Below are 17,657 nucleotides of genomic sequence, written 5' to 3' on the forward strand. Positions count from 1 at the left end.
GGTCAGGCGCCCGGCAGGCAACTATCGTCCTTCTCAAGCAGTTGATTGGCTCCGGTAAAGGAAACAGGCAGTGAGGACGCTAGAAGGCGTTCTGTCCAGACACCCGTTCTTCGGCGGGATGGACCCGCGCTATTTGCAGTGGGCGGTTGGCTGTGCGGCAAACCTGCGCTTCGCCGCGGGCGAGTTGATCTTCCGCGAGGGCTATCCCGCTGATCACTTCTACCTCATCCGCGCCGGCAGGATCGCGCTCGAAACCCCGGTCCCGGGACGTGGCGGCTTGACGGTTCAGACACTCGAAGCCGGAGACATCCTCGGCTGGTCGTGGTTGGTGCCGCCGTACAACTCGCGGTTCGACGCCCGCGCCGTCGTAGCGACGCGCGCCATCGGTTTCGACGGCAACTGCCTGCGCGGCAAGTGCGAAGAGGACCACGAACTGGGATACGAGCTGCAGAAGCGGGTGATCGCGATTCTGGGAGAGTATCTCGACGCGGCAAGGTTCCGGCTCCTGGACATCTATGCCGATGTCATCGCATAGGGACCGACCGGCCCGTTAGCCCTCGAATGCCGGACCGTCGAAGCGGTCGCGGGTGACGAACTCCGCGACCGGGCGGCGGCGCAGCTTCCTAAGCTGCTGCACGGGTTTGCCGAGCGGCACGACCGCGACGACCGCGTGCTGATCCGGGATGCCCAGCAATTCACGGACTCGCTCCTCGGCCGCGATGGCCATCGTCGTGATGGTGCCGCCGTACCCCTCGTTGCGGGCGGCCAGCAGGATGTTCCAGATGAGCGGGTATACCGATGCGCCGCCGGCCAGGCCGACCCGATCCAGATCCTGATCGATGGCGGCGACGACGGCCAGGTCGACCGAAACCACAAGGACGACGGGCGCATTGGCGATCGGCGCGACGAACGTGTCCGGAATGTCCGTCTGGTCGATGGCCTGCTGCGGCACCTCGCTGGGATGCACTGAGTTCCAGGGGTTTTCGCCCGCCTGCAGCTGCGCGAAGTAGCGGCGGGCAGCGGCCTTTCCCAGCTCGGCGAGCCGGCGACGGGCGTCCGCGTCGCGCACCACGGTGACGTGGGCGCCCTGCCGGTTACCGCCGCTGGGGGCGAAGCGCGCGTTGTCGAAGATGCGGCCCAGGACCTCGTCGGGCACCGGGTCGTCGGTGAATTCGCGCGCCGCGAAAGTCGTTCGCATGACGTCGTACAGCTCCACGGCGCGTCACGCGCTCGCGGACGCGCGCCGCTGAAGGCGGAAGGTGCGCTCGAAACCGGCCGGCTGCGTCGTCAGGGTGACCTCCACCGCGCCGCTGGGGGTGATGACGTAACGCTCCTCCACGTCGGGCCCGTCCCGCCAGCGGCCGACCGGCTGGCGCCCGAGGTCGTCGCGATCGCGCAGCGCCGGATCGAAGGGGAAGAGGACCGGATCGTAGGGCGTCACGTCGCCGTCCGGCCGGCCGTTGACCAGGCGGCTGCATTCCACGAACCGGAAGTGGCCGATGTTGTGCGCCGCGCGGTAGCTGCGCTTCACCACCAGTGGGGTGCGCCCGTCGGACGGTAGGGACACGTCCTTGCAGACGATCGGGTCGAAAACGACGCCGGCGCCGGCCTCGGCCTCGCGGAAGACCCCGAAGTTGCGCGAGAAGCGTTCGGACAGTGCGAAATCGGACTCCTTGTCGAGGAACACCGCCAGGCCGATCGCGGTGGCCGCGAACGGATGCGGCGAGCGTTTCACCCGCTTGTCGCCGAAGGCGGTGCGCAGCATCCGCGATACCAGCGGGAAGCTGCCGGCTCCGCCGACGACGTAGATGCCGGCGACCTCCGACCACGTCACGTCGCCCCCGCCCGGGGTGTGCAGCACGCGCCCGAGCAGCTCCATGGTCTTGTCGACGAGCGGCGCGCACACCGCATAGACGTCGTCGACCGGGCAGGAAAACGGGGGTCGGTCGGTGCCGTCGACCCCGGTGAGGTCCACCAGGAAGCGGCGGGTCTGCGGCCCGACGGCCTCCTTGCGGGCGGCACACTCCTCCCGCAGCAACTCGCGGCCCGCGGCGCCGACCCCGGTCAGCTGCGAGCGCGCCAGGACCAGGTCCGCGATCGCTTCGTCGAAGTCGTCGCCGCCGAGGCGCTGAATGCCCTCGCTGATGACGACCTCGTTCGCGTGCCCGGTCATCTTGAGCAGCGAGGCGTCGAAGGTGCCCCCGCCCAGGTCGTAGATGAGGACGTACTCCCGTTTGGCGGTGATGGTGGAGCGGTACCGATGCGCGTACTCCAGGCTCGCCGCCGACGGCTCGTTGAGCAGGGCCACGACGTCGAATCCCGCCGCGACGAAGGCGTCCAGCGTCAGCAGGCGTTGGGCGCTCGAGGCGTTGGCCGGCACGCTGATGGCGGCCTCGATCGATTCGGTGGCGGTGAGGCTGGCGTTGGAGCGGCGCAGCAGGTCGCTTTTCAGCTGGGCCAGAAAACCGGCGAGCAGGTCGGCCAGCCGATGGCGGCGGCCGGCGAGGGCCACCTCGGTCTGCGGCCCGGCGTCGTTGAGCAGACGTTTGAACGAGCGCAACACCGACCACGCCGGGTCGTGGCGGACGGCGGCGGCCTGCGCGCCGAACCGCAACTCCCCGGCCGCGTTGGCCGCGACGATCGACGGCCACGCGTCGACGCCGTCAAACGAGATGACGGGATAGTTGCCTCGGTCGACGGCCGCAACGACGGTGTGTGTGGTGCCAAAGTCGATGCCGACTCTCATCGCGCAAGTTTAGGACCGTGCCGGGGAGTTCGACACGACCTTTTCGCCCGGCGCGTCCCATCGTCTCTGCAACGCGCGTTCGGCGGCCGTGGGGACCAGGCCCGAGGGCGCGAACCGCTTCGACGGCACCGGGTCCTCCTCGGTCAGCGGCCGCCCGCCGCCACGAATTGCCCTGGCCGCGACCACAACTCCCGCGACGAAGACGATGAGAACCACCAGCGCAAAGACGATGGACAGGGTGCCCTGGATGAAGGTGTTCCTGATGACCTCGTCCAGCTGATGGGGATTCTTGGCCGCGCCGAACGCGGTCTTGCCGGCCCGCTGCGCCGCCGAGTACTGGGCGTGTTGAGTCCAGTAGCCGACCGCGGGATCCCCGGAGAAGATCTTCTGCCAGGACGCGGTCAACGTGACCGCCAGGTCCCACAGCAGCGGAACCCCCGGAATCCATGCCCATCTTAGCAGGCCCTTCTTGATCACCACCACGGTGATGACGGTCAGCGCGATGCCGGCCAGGAGCTGGTTGGCGATACCGAACAGCGGGAACAGCGTGTTGATGCCGCCCAGCGGATCGGTCACGCCCATCAGCAGGGTGCTGCCCCAGGCGGCGACCACCGCCAGGCTGCAGATCCACACGCCGGGCCGCCAACTCGGGTTGCGCAGCTTGGTCAGCGGGCCGCCCAGGTTGCCCAGCGTGTCGGACAGCATGAAGCGGTTGACCCGGGTGCCCGCGTCGAGGGTGGTCAGGATGAACAGCGCCTCGAACATGATCGCGAAGTGATACCAGAAGGACTTCAGCCCGGCGCCGCCGAACACCCGCTGCAGCACCTCGGACATTCCCCAGGCGAGTGTCGGCGCCCCGCCGGTGCGCGACACGATCGACTTTTCGCCGACGCTGGCGGCGGCCTGACCGATCTGGTCGGCGGTGGCCGGGGGGCCGTGCAGTCCGAGTGAGTTGACGTAGTCCGCGGCGCGGGCCGCGGTGGCGCCGGTCTGCGCGGCCGGCGCGTTGATCGTGAAGTAGAGATGCTGGTTGATGATCGATGCGGTGATCAGCGCCATGACGGCGACGAACGACTCGGTGATCATGCCGCCGTAGCCGATCAGCCGCATCTGGCCTTCCTTCTCCAGCAGCTTGGGCGTCGTCCCGGACGAGATCAGCGAGTGGAATCCCGACAGGGCGCCGCACGCGATGGTGATGAACAGGAACGGGAACAGCGAGCCGGCGAACACCGGACCGTTGCCCTTGGTGGCGAACTGCGAGATCGCGGGCGCCTGCATGACCGGCCGCGCGATGCAGATGCCGACCGCGAGCAGCGCGATGGCGCCGACTTTCATGAACGTGGACAGGTAGTCGCGCGGCGCCAGCAGCAACCACACCGGCAACACCGATGCGGCGAAACCGTAGACGATCAGGCACCAGCACAACGTCACCGGGGACAGCGTGAACCAGGATGCGCCCCAAGGTGTTTCGGCGACCCAGTTGCCGGACGCCACCGCGGCCAGCAGCAGCGCGAACCCGATCACCGAGACCTCCGACACCCGCCCGGGGCGCAGGAACCGCAGGTAGATCCCCATGAACAGGGCGATGGGAATGGTCATGGCGATGGAGAACACGCCCCAGGGGCTTTCGGCCAACGCCTTGACCACGATCAGGGCCAGCACCGCGATCAGGATCACCATGATCACCAGGACCCCGAGCAGGGCGGCCGCCCCGCCCACCGCGCCCAGCTCGTCGCGGGCCATCTGGCCCAGGGAACGGCCCCGGCGGCGGGTGGAGATCCACAGCACCAGGTAGTCCTGCACGCAGCCGCCGAACACCGCGCCGAGGATGATCCAGATGCTGCCCGGCAGGTAACCCATCTGGGTGGCCAGCACCGGGCCCACCAGCGGCCCGGCCCCGGCGATGGCGGCGAAATGATGCCCGAACAGCACGCGCCGGTCGGTGGGCACGTAGTCGGTGCCGTCGTCGAGCACCTCGGCCGGGGTGGCGTGGTCGTCGCGCGGGCGAACGATCTTCATTTCGATCAGCCGGGCGTAGAACCGGTAGCCGATGATGTAGGTGCAGATCGCCGCGACCACGAACCAGACCGCGTTCACCGTCTCGCCGCGGGCGAACGCGATGCTGGCCCACGCGACGGCGCCGAGCACGGCGATGACCCCGAACGCGATCTTGTGCCGGGCGGTGATGGGGGAGCGGTCGACGATCGCGACGGGCGGCAGGTCGTTGTCGGTGTGGATGTAGCTGACGTCTTTGTCCTGCTCCTTGACTGCCACGGCCGAAACCCTACGCCCGGGAAACGAATTGCGCGTGCTTTGTCAATACAGCGCGCGCACGGCATCGATGGTGTCGGCCTCGGCCGGGCTTTTGTCGTCGCGGTAGCGCACCACCCGGGCGAACCGCAGCGCGACACCGCCGGGATAGCGCGAGGATTTCTGGACCCCGTCCAGCGCGATCTCGACCACCTGCTCGGGCCGCAGCCGCACGACGTAGGAGTCCGTCCCGTCGACGGCGAGTTCGCTGAACCGCGCGGTCTGCCAGTCCAGCATGGCGTCGGTCATGCCCTTGAAAGTCTTTCCCACCATGACGAATTCACCGGTGGCCGGGTCGCGCGCCCCGAGGTGGATGTTGGACAGCTTGCCGCTTCGGCGCCCCGATCCCCACTCGACGGCGAGCACCACCAGGTCCAGGGTGTGCACGGGCTTGACCTTCAGCCAGCCCGCGCCGCGGCGGCCCGCCTGGTACGGCGCGTCCGGCGCCTTGGCCAGGACGCCCTCGTGGCCGGCGGCCAGCGTCGCGTCCAGGAATCCGGCCGCCGTCTCCGGGTCCGCGGTGAGCAGCCGATCCACCCGCTGCGCGGCCGGCACCAGCGCGTCCAGGTCCGCCAGCCGCTCGGTGGTCGGCGCGTCGAGCAGGTCGACGCCGTCGCGATGCAGGATGTCGAAGAAGAACACCGAGAGCGGCTGCGCCGCACGGGCTTTGGCCACATCGACCGATCGGCCGAACCGCGACGCGGTGACCTGGAAGCGGTGTGGTGAGTTGTCGGGCCGCAGCGCGATCGCCTCGCCGTCGGCGATGAGGTCGCGCACCGGCAGCGCCAGCGTCGCCTCTACCACCTCGGGCAGGCGGGCGGTGACGTCGTCGAGGCTGCGCGTGTAGACGGTGACCTCGTCGCCGGACCGGTGGATCTGCACCCGGGCGCCGTCCAGCTTCGCCTCGAAAATCGTTGTCCCGCCGTGCCTCTCGAGCGCGTCGGCCACCCCGGTGGCGGTCTGCGCCAGCATCGGCCCGACCGGCCGGCCGACCCGCAGGGTGAACGCCTCCAGGCCCGGCGCCCCGGTACCCAAGGCCGCCGCCGCGACGGCGGGCAGGTCCCCGCCCAGCATCGCGGCCCGTTGCACCGACGCGACCGGGATGCCGGCGGCCTTGGCCACCGCGTCGGCCATGATCCCGGCCAGCGCCCCCTGGCGCAGCTCCCCGCCGAGCAGCCGCAGCAGAAACGCCTGCTCGGCTTCGGTTGCGGCGGCGAACAGGTCGGCGATCAGCTCGGCGCGCCGGGCCTGCGACCCTTTGCCCGACACCGCCCCGATCTGGAAGAAGCGGGCGTCCACCCCGGTGACGGTCAACGTCGGATGCGGCGCCGGTGCCGGGCGGGACCGCAACGACGCCCAGCCGACCCCGATCTGGCGCTGCCGCAGCTCACCGGAGAGCCAGGAGACCACGATCGCGACGCCGCCGTCGGGGTCGTCGGCGGCGCGGCGCAACAGGTCGGCGATGTGGGCGACCTTGCTCAGCCGCGACGACGTTCCGCCCACGTCAAGCGACGTCGTCGCCACGTCGACAAGGAGCACCAAATCAGCTTGTCACGGCTCACCGACAAGGCGGGGTCAACCCTCGGGGGCGGACACGCTAGCGTGCTACCTAACGTTACAGATTGCTAGGAATCTGACAACCCACAAGGAGAGGCCCGGATGGAGATCAACGGAAAGAAGGTCGTCGTCATCGGCGGCGCGTCGGGGATGGGTCGCGCCTCGGCGGAGCTGCTGGCCGAGCGCGGGGCGCAGGTCGCGATCCTCGACCGCGAGGGTTCCGACGGCAAGACGGTCGCCGAGGGTGTCAAGGGCGCGTTCTACCCGGTTGACGTCACCGACTTCACCGGCACCGAGGAGACGCTGCAGACCGCCGTCGACAAGCTGGGCGGCCTGCACGTCATCATCACCACCGCCGGCGGCGGCATCGCCAAGCGGACGATGACCAAATCCGGCCCGCACGACCTCGAATCCTTCCAATCCGTCATCGACCTCAACCTGATCGCCACCTTCAACATCAGCCGGCTGGCCGCCGCCCACATGGCCAAGAACGAGCCCGAGGACGAGGAGCGCGGCGTCATCATCAACACCGCCTCGATCGCGGCCTTCGAGGGCCAGATCGGGCAGGTCGCCTACACCGCCGCCAAGGCGGGCGTCGCGGGCATGTGCCTGACCATGGCGCGCGACCTGGGCTCGCTGGGCATCCGGGTGCTGGCGATCGCGCCGAGCCTGTTCGCCACCGGCCTGACCCAGGGCATCCCGGACGAATTCGCGTCGGCGCTCACCAAGGACGCGGCCTTCCCCAAGCGCCTCGGCCGGCCGATCGAGTACGCCAAGCTGGCGGCGGCCATCGTGGACAACCCGATGCTCAACGGCCAGTGCCTGCGGCTGGACGCCGGCCAGCGGTTCGCGCCCAAGTAGGCCACCCCCACAAGCCGCCCGCCCCGCATTAAGTACACTCTTTAGGCAGCCGCCCCGCTTCCCCTCGAAGCGGGGCAGGCTACCCAGCCGGTAGCGAGGAGGGCCCCTCATGGGTATCGCACTGACCGACGACCACCGCGAACTCGCCGATGTCGCCCGCGCGTTCCTGACCTCGCAGAAGGCCCGTTGGGCGGCGCGGTCCCTGCTCGACGCCGCCGAGGAATCCCGGCCGCCGTTCTGGCAGAACCTCGTCGAACTGGGGTGGCTGGGCCTGCACATCGACGAGGAGCACGGCGGCTCCGGCTTCGGCCTGCCCGAACTCGTGGTGGTGGTCGAAGAACTCGGCCGCGCCGTCGCGCCGGGACCGTTCGTGCCGACCGTGATCGCCTCGGCGGTGATCGCCAAAGGCGGTAGCGCCGAACAGAAGTCGCGCCTGTTGCCCGGGTTGATCGACGGGACCGTCACCGCGGGGATCGGCCTGGACGGCAATGTGCAGCTCAAGAACGGGGTCGCCGACGGCGATGCCGGGATCGTGCTGGGCGCCGGGCTGGCCGAGCTGCTGCTGGTCGCCGCGGGCGAGGACGTGCTCGTGCTGGAGCGCGGCCGCGCCGGCGTGACGGTGCAGGTGCCGGACAACTTCGACCCGACCCGCCGGTCCGGTCGCGTCCGCCTCGAAAACGTGGACGTCGGCGCCGACGACATCCTGACGGGCGCCCGGGCCGCGGCGCTGGCCCGGGCCCGCACGCTGCTGGCCGCCGAGGCGGTGGGCGGCGCCGCGGACTGCGTGGAGGCCGCCGTGGACTACGCCAAGGTGCGCCAGCAGTTCGGCCGGACCATCGCGACTTTCCAAGCGGTCAAGCATCATTGCGCGAACATGCTGGTGTCCGCCGAGTCGGCGATCGCCGCGGTGTGGGACGCCTCGCGCGCGGCGAGCGAGGACGAGGACCAGTTCCAACTGGTCGCCGGGGTGGCGGCGGCCCTGGCGTTTCCCGCCTATGCGCGCAACGCCGAGCTGAACATCCAGGTGCACGGCGGCATCGGTTTCACCTGGGAGCACGACGCGCATCTGCACCTGCGCCGCGCGCTGGTGATCGCGGCGCTGTTCGGCGGTGACGCGCCGGCCCGGGATGTCTTCGAGCGCACCGCCGCCGGCGCCAAGCGGGAGAACAGTTTGGACCTGCCGCCCGAGGCGGAGGAACTGCGCACCCGCATCCACGCCGACGCCGCCGAGATCGCCAAGGTGGACAAAGAGGCGCAACGGGACAAACTGATCGAGACGGGCTACGTCATGCCGCACTGGCCCAAGCCCTGGGGTCGGGCCGCCGACGCGGTGGAGCAGTTGGTCATCGAGGAGGAGTTCCGCGCGGCCGGCATCAAGCGGCCCGACTACTCCATCACCGGCTGGGTGATCTTGACCCTGATCCAGCACGGAACCGATTGGCAGATCGAAAGATTCGTGGAGAAGGCGCTCCGCCAGGAAGAGATCTGGTGCCAGCTGTTCTCCGAACCCGAGGCCGGCTCCGACGCGGCGTCGGTCAAGACCCGCGCCGTTCGGGTCGACGGCGGCTGGAAGATCAACGGGCAGAAGGTGTGGACCAGCGGGGCGCAATACTGCGCACGCGGCCTGGCCACCGTGCGCACCGACCCGGATGCCCCCAAGCACGCCGGCATCACGACCGTGATCATCGACATGAAGGGCCCGGGCGTCGAGGTGCGGCCGTTGCGGCAGATCACCGGCGGCTCGGAATTCAACGAGGTGTTCTTCAACGACGTGTTCGTCCCCGACGAGGACGTCGTCGGCGCGCCCAACTCCGGGTGGACCGTGGCCCGCGCGACCCTGGGCAACGAGCGGGTCAGCATCGGCGGCAGCGGATCGTTCTACGAGGGCCTGGCGGCCACACTGGTGCAGCTCGCTTCGCAGCAGTCAGATCGCTTGGCCGGGGCGCCGATTCGGATCGGGTCCTTCCTCGCCGACGATCACGCCCTGCGGCTGCTGAACCTGCGGCGCGCCGCGCGCAGCGTCGAGGGGGCGGGGCCCGGTCCGGAGGGCAACATCACCAAGCTCAAGCTGGCCGAGCACATGGTGGACGGCGCCGCGATCTGGGCGGCGCTGTCGGGGCCGGAGGTCGCGCTGATGGATGGCCCGGCCGCGGTGGTCGGCCGGCTGACGATGGGAGCCCGTGGCATGGCGATCGCGGGGGGCACCTCGGAGGTCACCCGCAACCAGATCGCCGAGCGGATTCTCGGCATGCCGCGCGACCCGCTGATCAACTAGCCCCGTCGAGGCTCAGGCCGGCGCGAACAGCGGCGCCCCGCCGCTGCCCGTTTCCGGCTGCAGCTCGACGGGCATCCCGCACTTGACCGAATCGGGTTCGCAGCCAACGATGTTGGCCGCCACCCGCAGGCCCTGTTGTTCGGCGAGTTCGACGATGGCGATCACATACGGGACGGGCAGTTCCGGGTTGTACGGGTGGTGGTTCACCGTGTACGTGAAGACCGCACCCCGCCCGGAAACGGGCCGCGCGACCAGCTTTCCGCCACACGTGCGGCACACGCCGGCAGGCGGATGCACCCAACGCGCGCAGTCGGCGCAGTATTCGATGAGCAGCGGCTCGTCCGGCACGACGAATACAGTACACTCAATTGATTCGATGCGGGGCTATGGGCTGACGGGCGGTGGGCATGACGCATTTCGAAAAGGACGCGATTCTGTCCGGCATCGGCATCTCCCGGATCGGCCGCCGCACCGGCATCGCCGGCCTGGACCTGACCATGGAGGCGGTGCGGGCCGCCGTCGAGGACGCCGGGCTGGTCGCCTCCGACATCGACGGCATCGCGACGCTGGGTGACACCCCCGCCGGCGAGGTCAACGCCGAGCTGGGAATCGAGGCCGCGGATTGCGGTTCGGGCTTCGGCACCGGCGGCTTGCTCAGCCCGGTGATGTCGGCCTGCCGCGCGGTCGCCGAGCGGCGCGCCCGCCACGTGGTGGTGTACCGGACCATCCAGATGCTCGGGGGCACCGTCCCGGTGAAGCCGCAGGAGAACGCGCCCGCGCCGCCCCTCGCGCGGATGTTCGAGGCCCCCGAGGGCGCCGACCGCCCCGCCGTCGGCGCGATGGACGACGTCAATGACCTCGTCGCCGCGAACGCGTACTCCGCCGCAAACTGGCTGGCGCTCAACTGCCGGCGGCACATGGAGCTGTACGGCACCACCAAGCAACAGCTGGGCTGGGTCGCCCTCAACGGCAGGCGCAATGCCGCGTTGAATCCGCGCGCCGTGTACCGCGACCCGATGACCATGGCCGACTACCTCAGCGCGCGGCCGGTTTCCACCCCGTTCGGGCTGCTGGACTGCGACGTCCCGATCGACGGCTCGATCGCGGTGGTGGTTTCGCACGCCGAGTACGCGCGCGACTGCCCGCACCGCGCGGTCGCGGTGGAGGCGATCGGTGGGTCCGACGGCGCCGGCGGCTGGTTTCACCGGGACGACTACCCGAAGATGGCGATGTCGGACGCGGCGGCGCAGATGTGGTCGCGCACCGACCTCAAGCCGTCGGATCTCGAGGTCGCCGAGCTGTACGACGGGTTCACCTATCTGACCCTCGCATGGCTGGAGGCCCTGGGAGTCTGCGGCGACGGCGAGGCGGGGCCCTTCGTCGAGGGTGGCGAGCGGATCGCCCGCGACGGGGTTTTGCCCCTGAACACCTACGGCGGTCAGCTGTCGGCCGGGCGCATGCACGGCTACTGGGCGCTGCACGAGGGGTGTCTGCAGTTGCGCGGCGAGGCGGGGGAGCGGCAGGTTTCGCGTCGCCCGGAGGTCGGCGTGGTGTCCGTGGGAGGCGGGCCCGTCGCCGGCTGCATGTTGCTCACATGCTGAAAATTGTTGCGCCGAAACGTTATTGGTCCTGACATGAGCACCGGCCTGGCGAACAAGCTGGCGTCGAAGATCGCGCGCGAGCTCGAGGCCGACATCGTCCGCCGCGGCTGGGCCACCGGGGAATCGCTGGGTTCCGAACACGCCTTGCAGGAGCGATTCGGGGTGAGCCGCTCGGTGCTGCGGGAGGCGGTCCGGCTGGTCGAACACCATCAGGTGGCACGGATGCGGCGTGGGCCGGGCGGCGGGCTGATCATCTGCGAGCCCGACGCGGGCCCCGCCACTCGCGCCGTCGTCATCTATCTCGAGTATCTGGGCACCACGCTGGGTGACCTGCTCAACGCGCGCTTGGTGCTCGAACCGTTGGCCGCGTCGCTGGCCGCGGAGCGGATCGACGAGGCGGGCATCGCGCGGCTGCGGGCGGTGTTGCGGGGCGAAGAAGAATGGCAGCCGGGGCTGCCGACGCCGCGCGACGAGTTCCACATCGCCCTGGCCGAGCAATCGAAAAACCCGGTGCTGCAACTGTTTATCGACGTGCTGATGCGGCTCACCACCCGCTACGCCCTGCAGTCGCGAACAAACACGGCCACCGAGGCCATCGAGGCGGTCGACCGGATGCACGTCGATCACTCCGAGATCGTCGAGGCCGTCACCTCCGGCGACCCGGCGCGGGCAAAAACGCTGTCCGAACGCCACGTCGAGGCCGTGACGGCCTGGCTGCAGCACCATCACCCCGGCACCGCGAGCCGGCGGCGCAAGCGGCGGCCGCTGAACATTGAGGCGCCCCGCGGCAAACTCGCGGAGATGCTGGCGGTCACGATCGGCGACGACATCGCCGCCGACGGCTGGCGGGTCGGTTCCGTCCTCGGCACGGAGGCGGCCCTACTGGAGCGATACCGGGTGAGCCGGGCGGTGTTTCGCGAGGCGGTCCGGCTGCTCGAATACCACTCGATCGCGCACATGCGCCGCGGACCGGGCGGTGGCCTCGTCATCGCTCAACCCCAGGCGCAAGCCAGCATCGACACCGTCGCCTTGTACCTGCAGTACCGCGACCCGAGCCGGGAAGACCTGCGCTGCGTCCGGGACGCCATCGAGATCGACAACGTCGCCAAGGTGGTCAAGCGGCGCGGCGAATCCGAGGTGGCCGCGTTCCTGACCGCCCACCGGTCCGAGGTCTCCGAAACACCCGGCGATCTGGGCGCCGCGGCGGCCGAAGAGTTTCGGTTCCACATCGGACTGGCCCAGCTGGCCGGCAACACGCTGCTCGACCTGTTCCTGCGCATCATCGTCGAGCTGTTCCGCCGGCACTGGTCGAGCACCGGGCAGGCGCCGCCGACCTGGGCCGACGTCCTTGCGGTCCACCACGCGCACCTGCGGATCGCGGACGCGATCGAGGCGGGCGACGAGAGCCTGGCCCGCTATCGCGTTCGCCGTCATCTGGATGCCGCCGCCTCCTGGTGGCTGTGACACGTACTGAGTCCGGGATGTGATCTGTAGCTCGGTATATCGAAGGCCCCTCGGGGGTATTGGGGAGGGAGAAAGTTAACGGCCGGTCCAGCAGGGGGTTGGCATTCGTGATCGAAAGTGAGAGTGCCGGAGTGATGGCGGGCACCCAGATCGGCTTCGTCCACTCCGCGCTTATTTACCAATCCCAGCAGGAGTATCTGGATGCGGTGACCCGCTTCATCGGCGACGGGTTGGCGGCCGGGGAGCCGGTACTGGTCGCGGTGCCGTCCGACAAGCTGGCGTTGCTGCACGACGCGATGGCGGCCGACGGCGGCTTGCCGCCTGAAGTGCAGACGGTCGACGTCACCGAGGAGGCCCGCAACCCGAGCCGGTTCATGGCGATGGAGGGTGCCTTCGTCGACGACCATCCCGACCGGCGGGTGCGGATCGTCAGCCAACTCGCCTGGCCCGGCCGCAGCGGCGAGGAATTGGTCGCCTGCGTGGAACACGAGGCGTTGGTCAACGGGGCGATGGACGGCTACCAGGCGACCAATCTATGTCTCTACGACGGGAGCCGGCTTGCCGACGAGGTGCTGGCCGACGCCCGGGCCACGCATCCCCTGCTTCTGCGTGGTGGTGCGCTGCAACGCAGCGCCGACTACGCCCCCGACGCCGCCCTGCGGCGCTGCAACCGGCCGCTGCCCGCCAACCCGGGCGCCGTGACCTACACGGTCAGCAAGTCCACGGACCTCAGCCCCGCGCGGTCCTTCGCGGTCGACTACGCCGGCTGGATCGGGTTGTCCCAGGACGGGATCGAGGACCTGCAATTGGTGGCCACCGAGCTGGCCAGCAACAGCTTGATGTACACCGATGGCGCCTGCCAGCTCGCCTTCTGGCGCGACGACGGTTATCTGGTGTGCGAGGCGCGGGACACCGGATGCTTCGACGATCCGTTGGTCGGCCGGCTGGACCCGGGTCCCTGCGGCCCCGCCAGCCGGGGCCTGTACCTGGTCAACGCCATTTCGGATCTGGTGCGCACCCACACCACCCCCACTGGCACGACCATCCAGGCGTATCTCCGCTTCGACGCGTCGGCGGGGCCGACGGGTTGAACGCAAGCAGCCCCCGGGAGACCCGAGGGCTGCTTGACGTAATCAGTTAAAGGCCGAGGCCGCCAGTGATGCCGCCCACGATCCCGCCGACCGTGCCACCGGTGGTGCCGCCGACAAGGCCGCCGCTGCCGGCCGCGGCCGACGCGCATCCGGTCGGGAGTAGTAACACCGCGGCGACCCCGGCGGCCGCCGCGGCAGCTTTGAGGTTTTTCCTGGTGCCCTTCGCCTTCATGATGAGCCTTCTTTCATCCATGTGTAAGGGGTAATTGCACAGCCGTTGAATGACTGTCGCCTCCGCTTCATACCCCCTGTTGCACACGCGTAAACCAACGTTTTGCCGACTTGTTTTATCCGCGGAACTTGCACGTCAGGCGGGTGTGCGGCTAATGTCGGGCCTCGTGCGTCTTCTCGATCGCGTGGTAGTAGCTAGCACCCGCAGCGGGGTCTGACCTAGACCGACCCCCCGCTGTGGGTCGGAAGCTACCGCCGTCGGTCACTGGAATCGACCGAAGAAGACCGGCACATGACTATCCCCGAGCGGCTCGACCCCTCCAGCATTTCAGCCAGCCAATGCCTCGCCACGGTGTGGTTCGCCCGGCAGTTCGGCGCCGCGCTGCCCCGGGGTCTGCGGGAGCGGGCGGGCGCGATGACCTGGGAGCGATTCGTCGCGACCTACGGCCCGGCGGGACCGGTCCGGCTGGGCACGTGGGAGTGCACCGACACCGACCGGCGGGTGGGTCCGCACGCCCGCAACTTCCGGGCCGTCATCGCCGTGGGTGACCGCATCGCAACCTCGACCGCCGCGGCCGGCGGCCCGATCGCGGCCCTCGGCGCGATGCTGCACGAACGCGGAATGTCGTTGGAAATCCTCAACTTTCATCAGCTGCAATCCGGTGGGCGCACCGCCACGTTCGTCCGCGGCGGCGACGGCGCCCGCGACGAGTGGGCCGTGGGTTTCTCCGACGATCCGACGGAGTCGGCCCTGCGCGCGATGATCGCCTGCGCGAACCGGTTGATCGGCTGATCTCAGAGCGGGCGCAGCACGATCGGCATGCCGTCCATCGGTATGGGGATGGTGCGGTAGTCCCACTTCGACTCGTAACCCGGGCGGGGCAGCTCGAGCCGGTAGCGACGCAGCAGCCGATGCATGATCGTCTTGATCTCCAACTGGCCGAACACCATTCCGATGCACTTGTGCGCGCCGCCGCCAAACGGAGTCCACGCGTACCGGTGGCGCTTGTGTTCGTTGCGGGGCTCCGTGAACCGTTCCGGGTCGAACTTCAGGGGGTCGGTCCAGATCTCCGGGAGCAGATGGTTCACCCCCGGAAACGCGGTGACGTTGGTGCCCTTCGGTAGGTAGTGGCCCAACAGTTCGGTGTCGCGCACCGTTCGGCGCATCGCCCACTGCACCGGCGTGACCAGCCGGATCGACTCGTTCATCACCAGATCCAGCGATTCGAGCTTCTCCAGCGACTCGATGTCGAGCGGTCCGTCCCCGAGGCGGTCCGACTCGTCGCGGCAGCGTTGTTGCCACAGCGGATTCGCGGCGAGCTGGTAAGCCATGTTCGTCGCGGTGGTGGTGGAGGTGTCGTGGGCGGCCATCATCAAGAAGATCATGTGGTTGACGATGTCCTCGTCGGAGAAGCGGTTGCCGTCCTCGTCCTCGGTCTGACACAACACGGTCAGCAGGTCGCTGCCTTCCTTGCCGCGGCGCTCCTTGACGCGTTCGTCGAAGTAGTTCTCCAGCAGTTGCCGGGCCCGGATTCCGCGCCACCACGTGAACGGCGGGATCGGGTTGCGGATGATCGCGTTGCCGGCGCGGACGGTCATCGTGAAGGCTTTGTTCACCTTGGTCACCAGCTCGCGGTCTGTGCCCGGCTCGTGGCCCATGAACACCATCGACGCGATGTCGAGGGTCAGCTCCTTCATCGCCGGGTAGAGCAGGAAGCGCGGGTCGTCGATCACCCAGTCGTCGGCGATGACCTGCGACACCACCTGGTCCATGTGCTCGACGTAACCGGCGAGCCGGGACCGGATGAACGCCTCCTGCATGATCCGCCGGTGGAACAGGTGCTCTTCGAAGTCGAGGAGCATCAGCCCGCGCTTGAAGAAGGCGCCGATCACCGGGGTCCAGCCCTGCTGGGAGTAATCCTTGTTGCGGTTCGAGTAGAGCTCCTGGGCGGCGTCCGGGCCGAGCGCCGCGACGAATGGCAGCAACGGCGAGTCGCCGAAGACGAGCGGGCCTTTGGTCTCGTACAGGAACATCAGGTAATCCGGGCCGCCGCGCAGCATCTCGATGATGTGCCCGATGACCGGCAGCCCCGCGTCACCCACCACCGCTTTGAGCCCGCTGCCCGGCGGCGGTTCGGCCAGCACGTGCTCGGGAAACTGGACGGTGCGCAGCCTGCGCTCCACCGCGCCCATCCCGGGAAAGTTGTTGACCGACGGGGTGAACCGGCGGCGCGCCTGGTCCAGCAGGTATTGCGGGGTGCTGATGGTGGCGGTCATAGACGCTCCTTTGCGGTCCCTCCCACGTGACAGCCGTCACTGTCCCCTAACCTTCGGGAAAAACTTGACGGCTGTCAAGTTTGCTTTTTGATCGGCGTGGTGCAAGGTCAGGGAATGAGCATCCACCCCGCCACCGGTGAGCCGGGCGGGCAGCGGCGCGGTGACAAACAGCGCCAGGCGATCCTGCAGGCCGTGCGGGAGATGCTGCAGGAAAAGCCATTCGCGGAGCTGTCGGTCAGCACCATCAGCCTTCGGGCCGGGGTGGCCCGGTCCGGCTTCTACTTCTACTTCGACTCCAAGTACGCCGTGCTCGCCCAGCTGATGGCCGAGGCCGCCGCGGAACTCGAGGAGCTCACGCAGGATTTCGCACCCCGCCAGCCGGGCGAGTCGCCGGAGCAGTTCGCCAAACGCATGGTCGGCAGCGCGGCTGCGGTGTACGCGCACAACGACCCGGTGATGACCGCCTGCAACGAGGCCCGCAACACCGACGTCGAGATCCGCAACCTGATGGACCAGCAATTCGAGGTGGTGCTGGGCCAGATCGTCGCCATCGTCGAGGCCGAGATGAAGGCCGGGACCGCCCACCCGATCAGCGACGACCTGCCCACCCTGATCCGCACCCTGGCCGGCACCACCGCGCTGATGCTGACCGGCGATCCCATCCTGGCCGGCCGCGACAGCGATCTCGACCGTCGCGTGCGCGTGCTCGAGCGGTTGTGGCTGCACGCGCTGTGGGCCGGGCGCCCGTAGACCGTTACCGCCGGTATCGTCACGGCAATGGGGCAGCAGGGGTACTTCGCAGGCAAACGGTGCCTGGTCACCGGCGCGGCCAGCGGCATCGGCCGCGCCACCGCGCTGCGGCTGGCGGCGCAGGGCGCCGAACTGTATCTGACCGACCGCGACCGCGACGGCCTGGAGTCAACGGTGGCCGACGCCCGCGCGCTCGGCGCGCGAGTCCCCGCGCATCGGGCCCTCGACATCGCCGACTACGCCGAGGTGGCGGCGTTCGCCGCCGACATCCACCGCGACCACCCGAGCATGGACGTCGTGCTCAACATCGCCGGCGTGTCCGCCTGGGGAACCGTCGACCGGCTGACGCACGAGCAGTGGAGCAAGATGATCGCGATCAACCTGATGGGTCCGATCCACGTCATCGAGACGTTCGTCCCGGCGATGGTGGCGGCCCGCAACGGCGGGCACCTGGTGAACGTGTCCTCGGCGGCCGGGTTGGTCGCGCTGCCCTG

16 protein-coding genes are annotated in these 17,657 nt (G+C 69.2%); 9 read left to right on the forward strand and 7 right to left on the reverse strand.

Features of this window, described 5'->3' with window-relative positions:
* The first annotated feature begins 70 nt into the window (after positions 1 to 70).
* On the forward strand, positions 71 to 535 hold the full coding sequence (locus A5702_RS13245) for a cyclic nucleotide-binding domain-containing protein (RefSeq protein ID WP_055403337.1): 465 nt from the start codon (positions 71 to 73) through the stop codon (positions 533 to 535).
* Between the two features lie 15 nt (positions 536 to 550).
* On the opposite strand, the gene A5702_RS13250 is transcribed toward A5702_RS13245, so the two are convergent.
* The 4 genes from A5702_RS13250 to A5702_RS13265 are packed head-to-tail and all read right to left on the reverse strand — an operon-like array spanning position 551 to position 6,595.
* On the reverse strand, positions 551 to 1,216 hold the full coding sequence (locus tag A5702_RS13250) for a nitroreductase family protein (RefSeq protein WP_369817902.1): 666 nt from the start codon (positions 1,214 to 1,216) through the stop codon (positions 551 to 553).
* Between the two features lie 6 nt (positions 1,217 to 1,222).
* Entirely contained in the window at positions 1,223 to 2,746 is a 1,524-nt protein-coding gene (locus A5702_RS13255; RefSeq protein WP_068221275.1) for an Hsp70 family protein, read from the reverse strand.
* 9 nt (positions 2,747 to 2,755) lie between these two features.
* Complete coding sequence (locus tag A5702_RS13260; protein WP_068221276.1) at positions 2,756 to 5,020, reverse strand: carbon starvation CstA family protein; 2,265 nt, start codon at positions 5,018 to 5,020, stop codon at positions 2,756 to 2,758.
* Positions 5,021 to 5,062: 42 nt separating this feature from the next.
* A complete protein-coding gene (locus A5702_RS13265) occupies positions 5,063 to 6,595 on the reverse strand; it encodes an ATP-dependent DNA ligase (protein ID WP_055403357.1) in 1,533 nt (510 codons plus the stop codon).
* A gap of 120 nt (positions 6,596 to 6,715) precedes the next feature.
* Between A5702_RS13265 and A5702_RS13270 the strand changes: the two genes are divergently transcribed.
* Both A5702_RS13270 and A5702_RS13275 read left to right on the forward strand, forming a co-directional pair.
* Positions 6,716 to 7,474, forward strand: a complete 759-nt coding sequence (locus A5702_RS13270; protein ID WP_055403340.1) for an SDR family NAD(P)-dependent oxidoreductase — start codon at positions 6,716 to 6,718, stop codon at positions 7,472 to 7,474.
* Positions 7,475 to 7,583: 109 nt separating this feature from the next.
* The gene (locus tag A5702_RS13275; RefSeq protein ID WP_068221277.1) at positions 7,584 to 9,749 is read left to right on the forward strand and encodes an acyl-CoA dehydrogenase; all 2,166 of its coding nucleotides are present in this window, start codon (positions 7,584 to 7,586) and stop codon (positions 9,747 to 9,749) included.
* A gap of 12 nt (positions 9,750 to 9,761) precedes the next feature.
* Here A5702_RS13275 and A5702_RS13280 read toward each other — a convergent pair whose 3' ends face one another.
* Positions 9,762 to 10,097 carry a Zn-ribbon domain-containing OB-fold protein gene (locus A5702_RS13280; protein ID WP_068221279.1) on the reverse strand — a complete coding sequence of 112 codons (336 nt, stop codon included), beginning with the start codon at positions 10,095 to 10,097 and terminating at the stop codon, positions 9,762 to 9,764.
* A 59-nt stretch (positions 10,098 to 10,156) separates the two neighbouring features.
* Here A5702_RS13280 and A5702_RS13285 point away from each other — a divergent pair, with 59 nt between their 5' ends.
* From A5702_RS13285 to A5702_RS13295, 3 genes are all read left to right on the forward strand, one after another.
* On the forward strand, positions 10,157 to 11,350 hold the full coding sequence (locus A5702_RS13285) for a thiolase family protein (RefSeq protein ID WP_068221281.1): 1,194 nt from the start codon (positions 10,157 to 10,159) through the stop codon (positions 11,348 to 11,350).
* A gap of 33 nt (positions 11,351 to 11,383) precedes the next feature.
* A complete protein-coding gene (locus tag A5702_RS13290) occupies positions 11,384 to 12,814 on the forward strand; it encodes a FadR/GntR family transcriptional regulator (RefSeq protein ID WP_067823503.1) in 1,431 nt (476 codons plus the stop codon).
* A 107-nt stretch (positions 12,815 to 12,921) separates the two neighbouring features.
* A complete protein-coding gene (locus A5702_RS13295) occupies positions 12,922 to 13,905 on the forward strand; it encodes a sensor histidine kinase (protein WP_068221286.1) in 984 nt (327 codons plus the stop codon).
* Positions 13,906 to 13,951: 46 nt separating this feature from the next.
* Here A5702_RS13295 and A5702_RS13300 read toward each other — a convergent pair whose 3' ends face one another.
* Positions 13,952 to 14,158 carry a hypothetical protein gene (locus tag A5702_RS13300; RefSeq protein ID WP_231633828.1) on the reverse strand — a complete coding sequence of 69 codons (207 nt, stop codon included), beginning with the start codon at positions 14,156 to 14,158 and terminating at the stop codon, positions 13,952 to 13,954.
* A gap of 270 nt (positions 14,159 to 14,428) precedes the next feature.
* Here A5702_RS13300 and A5702_RS13305 point away from each other — a divergent pair, with 270 nt between their 5' ends.
* On the forward strand, positions 14,429 to 14,929 hold the full coding sequence (locus A5702_RS13305) for a homocitrate synthase (RefSeq protein WP_068221282.1): 501 nt from the start codon (positions 14,429 to 14,431) through the stop codon (positions 14,927 to 14,929).
* A gap of 2 nt (positions 14,930 to 14,931) precedes the next feature.
* Here A5702_RS13305 and A5702_RS13310 read toward each other — a convergent pair whose 3' ends face one another.
* Entirely contained in the window at positions 14,932 to 16,413 is a 1,482-nt protein-coding gene (locus tag A5702_RS13310; protein ID WP_055403346.1) for a cytochrome P450, read from the reverse strand.
* A 114-nt stretch (positions 16,414 to 16,527) separates the two neighbouring features.
* Here A5702_RS13310 and A5702_RS13315 point away from each other — a divergent pair, with 114 nt between their 5' ends.
* Both A5702_RS13315 and A5702_RS13320 read left to right on the forward strand, forming a co-directional pair.
* Positions 16,528 to 17,163 (forward strand): TetR/AcrR family transcriptional regulator, encoded by a 636-nt coding sequence (locus A5702_RS13315; protein ID WP_055403347.1) that lies wholly within the window; start codon positions 16,528 to 16,530, stop codon positions 17,161 to 17,163.
* Between the two features lie 27 nt (positions 17,164 to 17,190).
* Positions 17,191 to 17,657: SDR family NAD(P)-dependent oxidoreductase (locus tag A5702_RS13320; RefSeq protein ID WP_156669611.1), on the forward strand; the 467-nt coding region annotated here is incomplete at its 3' end.

The organism is Mycobacterium sp. E3339 (genome assembly GCF_001666915.1).
In the GTDB taxonomy this organism is placed as follows: Bacteria; Actinomycetota; Actinomycetes; order Mycobacteriales; family Mycobacteriaceae; genus Mycobacterium.

Coding starts and splice junctions, on each gene's coding strand:
- A5702_RS13315 (WP_055403347.1), top strand. CDS start 16,528: ATGAGCATCCACCCCGCCACCGGTGAGCCGGGCGGGCAGCGGCGCGGT.
- A5702_RS13275 (WP_068221277.1), top strand. CDS start 7,584: ATGGGTATCGCACTGACCGACGACCACCGCGAACTCGCCGATGTCGCC.
- A5702_RS13300 (WP_231633828.1), bottom strand. CDS start 14,158: ATGGATGAAAGAAGGCTCATCATGAAGGCGAAGGGCACCAGGAAAAAC.
- A5702_RS13285 (WP_068221281.1), top strand. CDS start 10,157: ATGACGCATTTCGAAAAGGACGCGATTCTGTCCGGCATCGGCATCTCC.
- A5702_RS13255 (WP_068221275.1), bottom strand. CDS start 2,746: ATGAGAGTCGGCATCGACTTTGGCACCACACACACCGTCGTTGCGGCC.
- A5702_RS13310 (WP_055403346.1), bottom strand. CDS start 16,413: ATGACCGCCACCATCAGCACCCCGCAATACCTGCTGGACCAGGCGCGC.
- A5702_RS13290 (WP_067823503.1), top strand. CDS start 11,384: ATGAGCACCGGCCTGGCGAACAAGCTGGCGTCGAAGATCGCGCGCGAG.
- A5702_RS13270 (WP_055403340.1), top strand. CDS start 6,716: ATGGAGATCAACGGAAAGAAGGTCGTCGTCATCGGCGGCGCGTCGGGG.
- A5702_RS13305 (WP_068221282.1), top strand. CDS start 14,429: ATGACTATCCCCGAGCGGCTCGACCCCTCCAGCATTTCAGCCAGCCAA.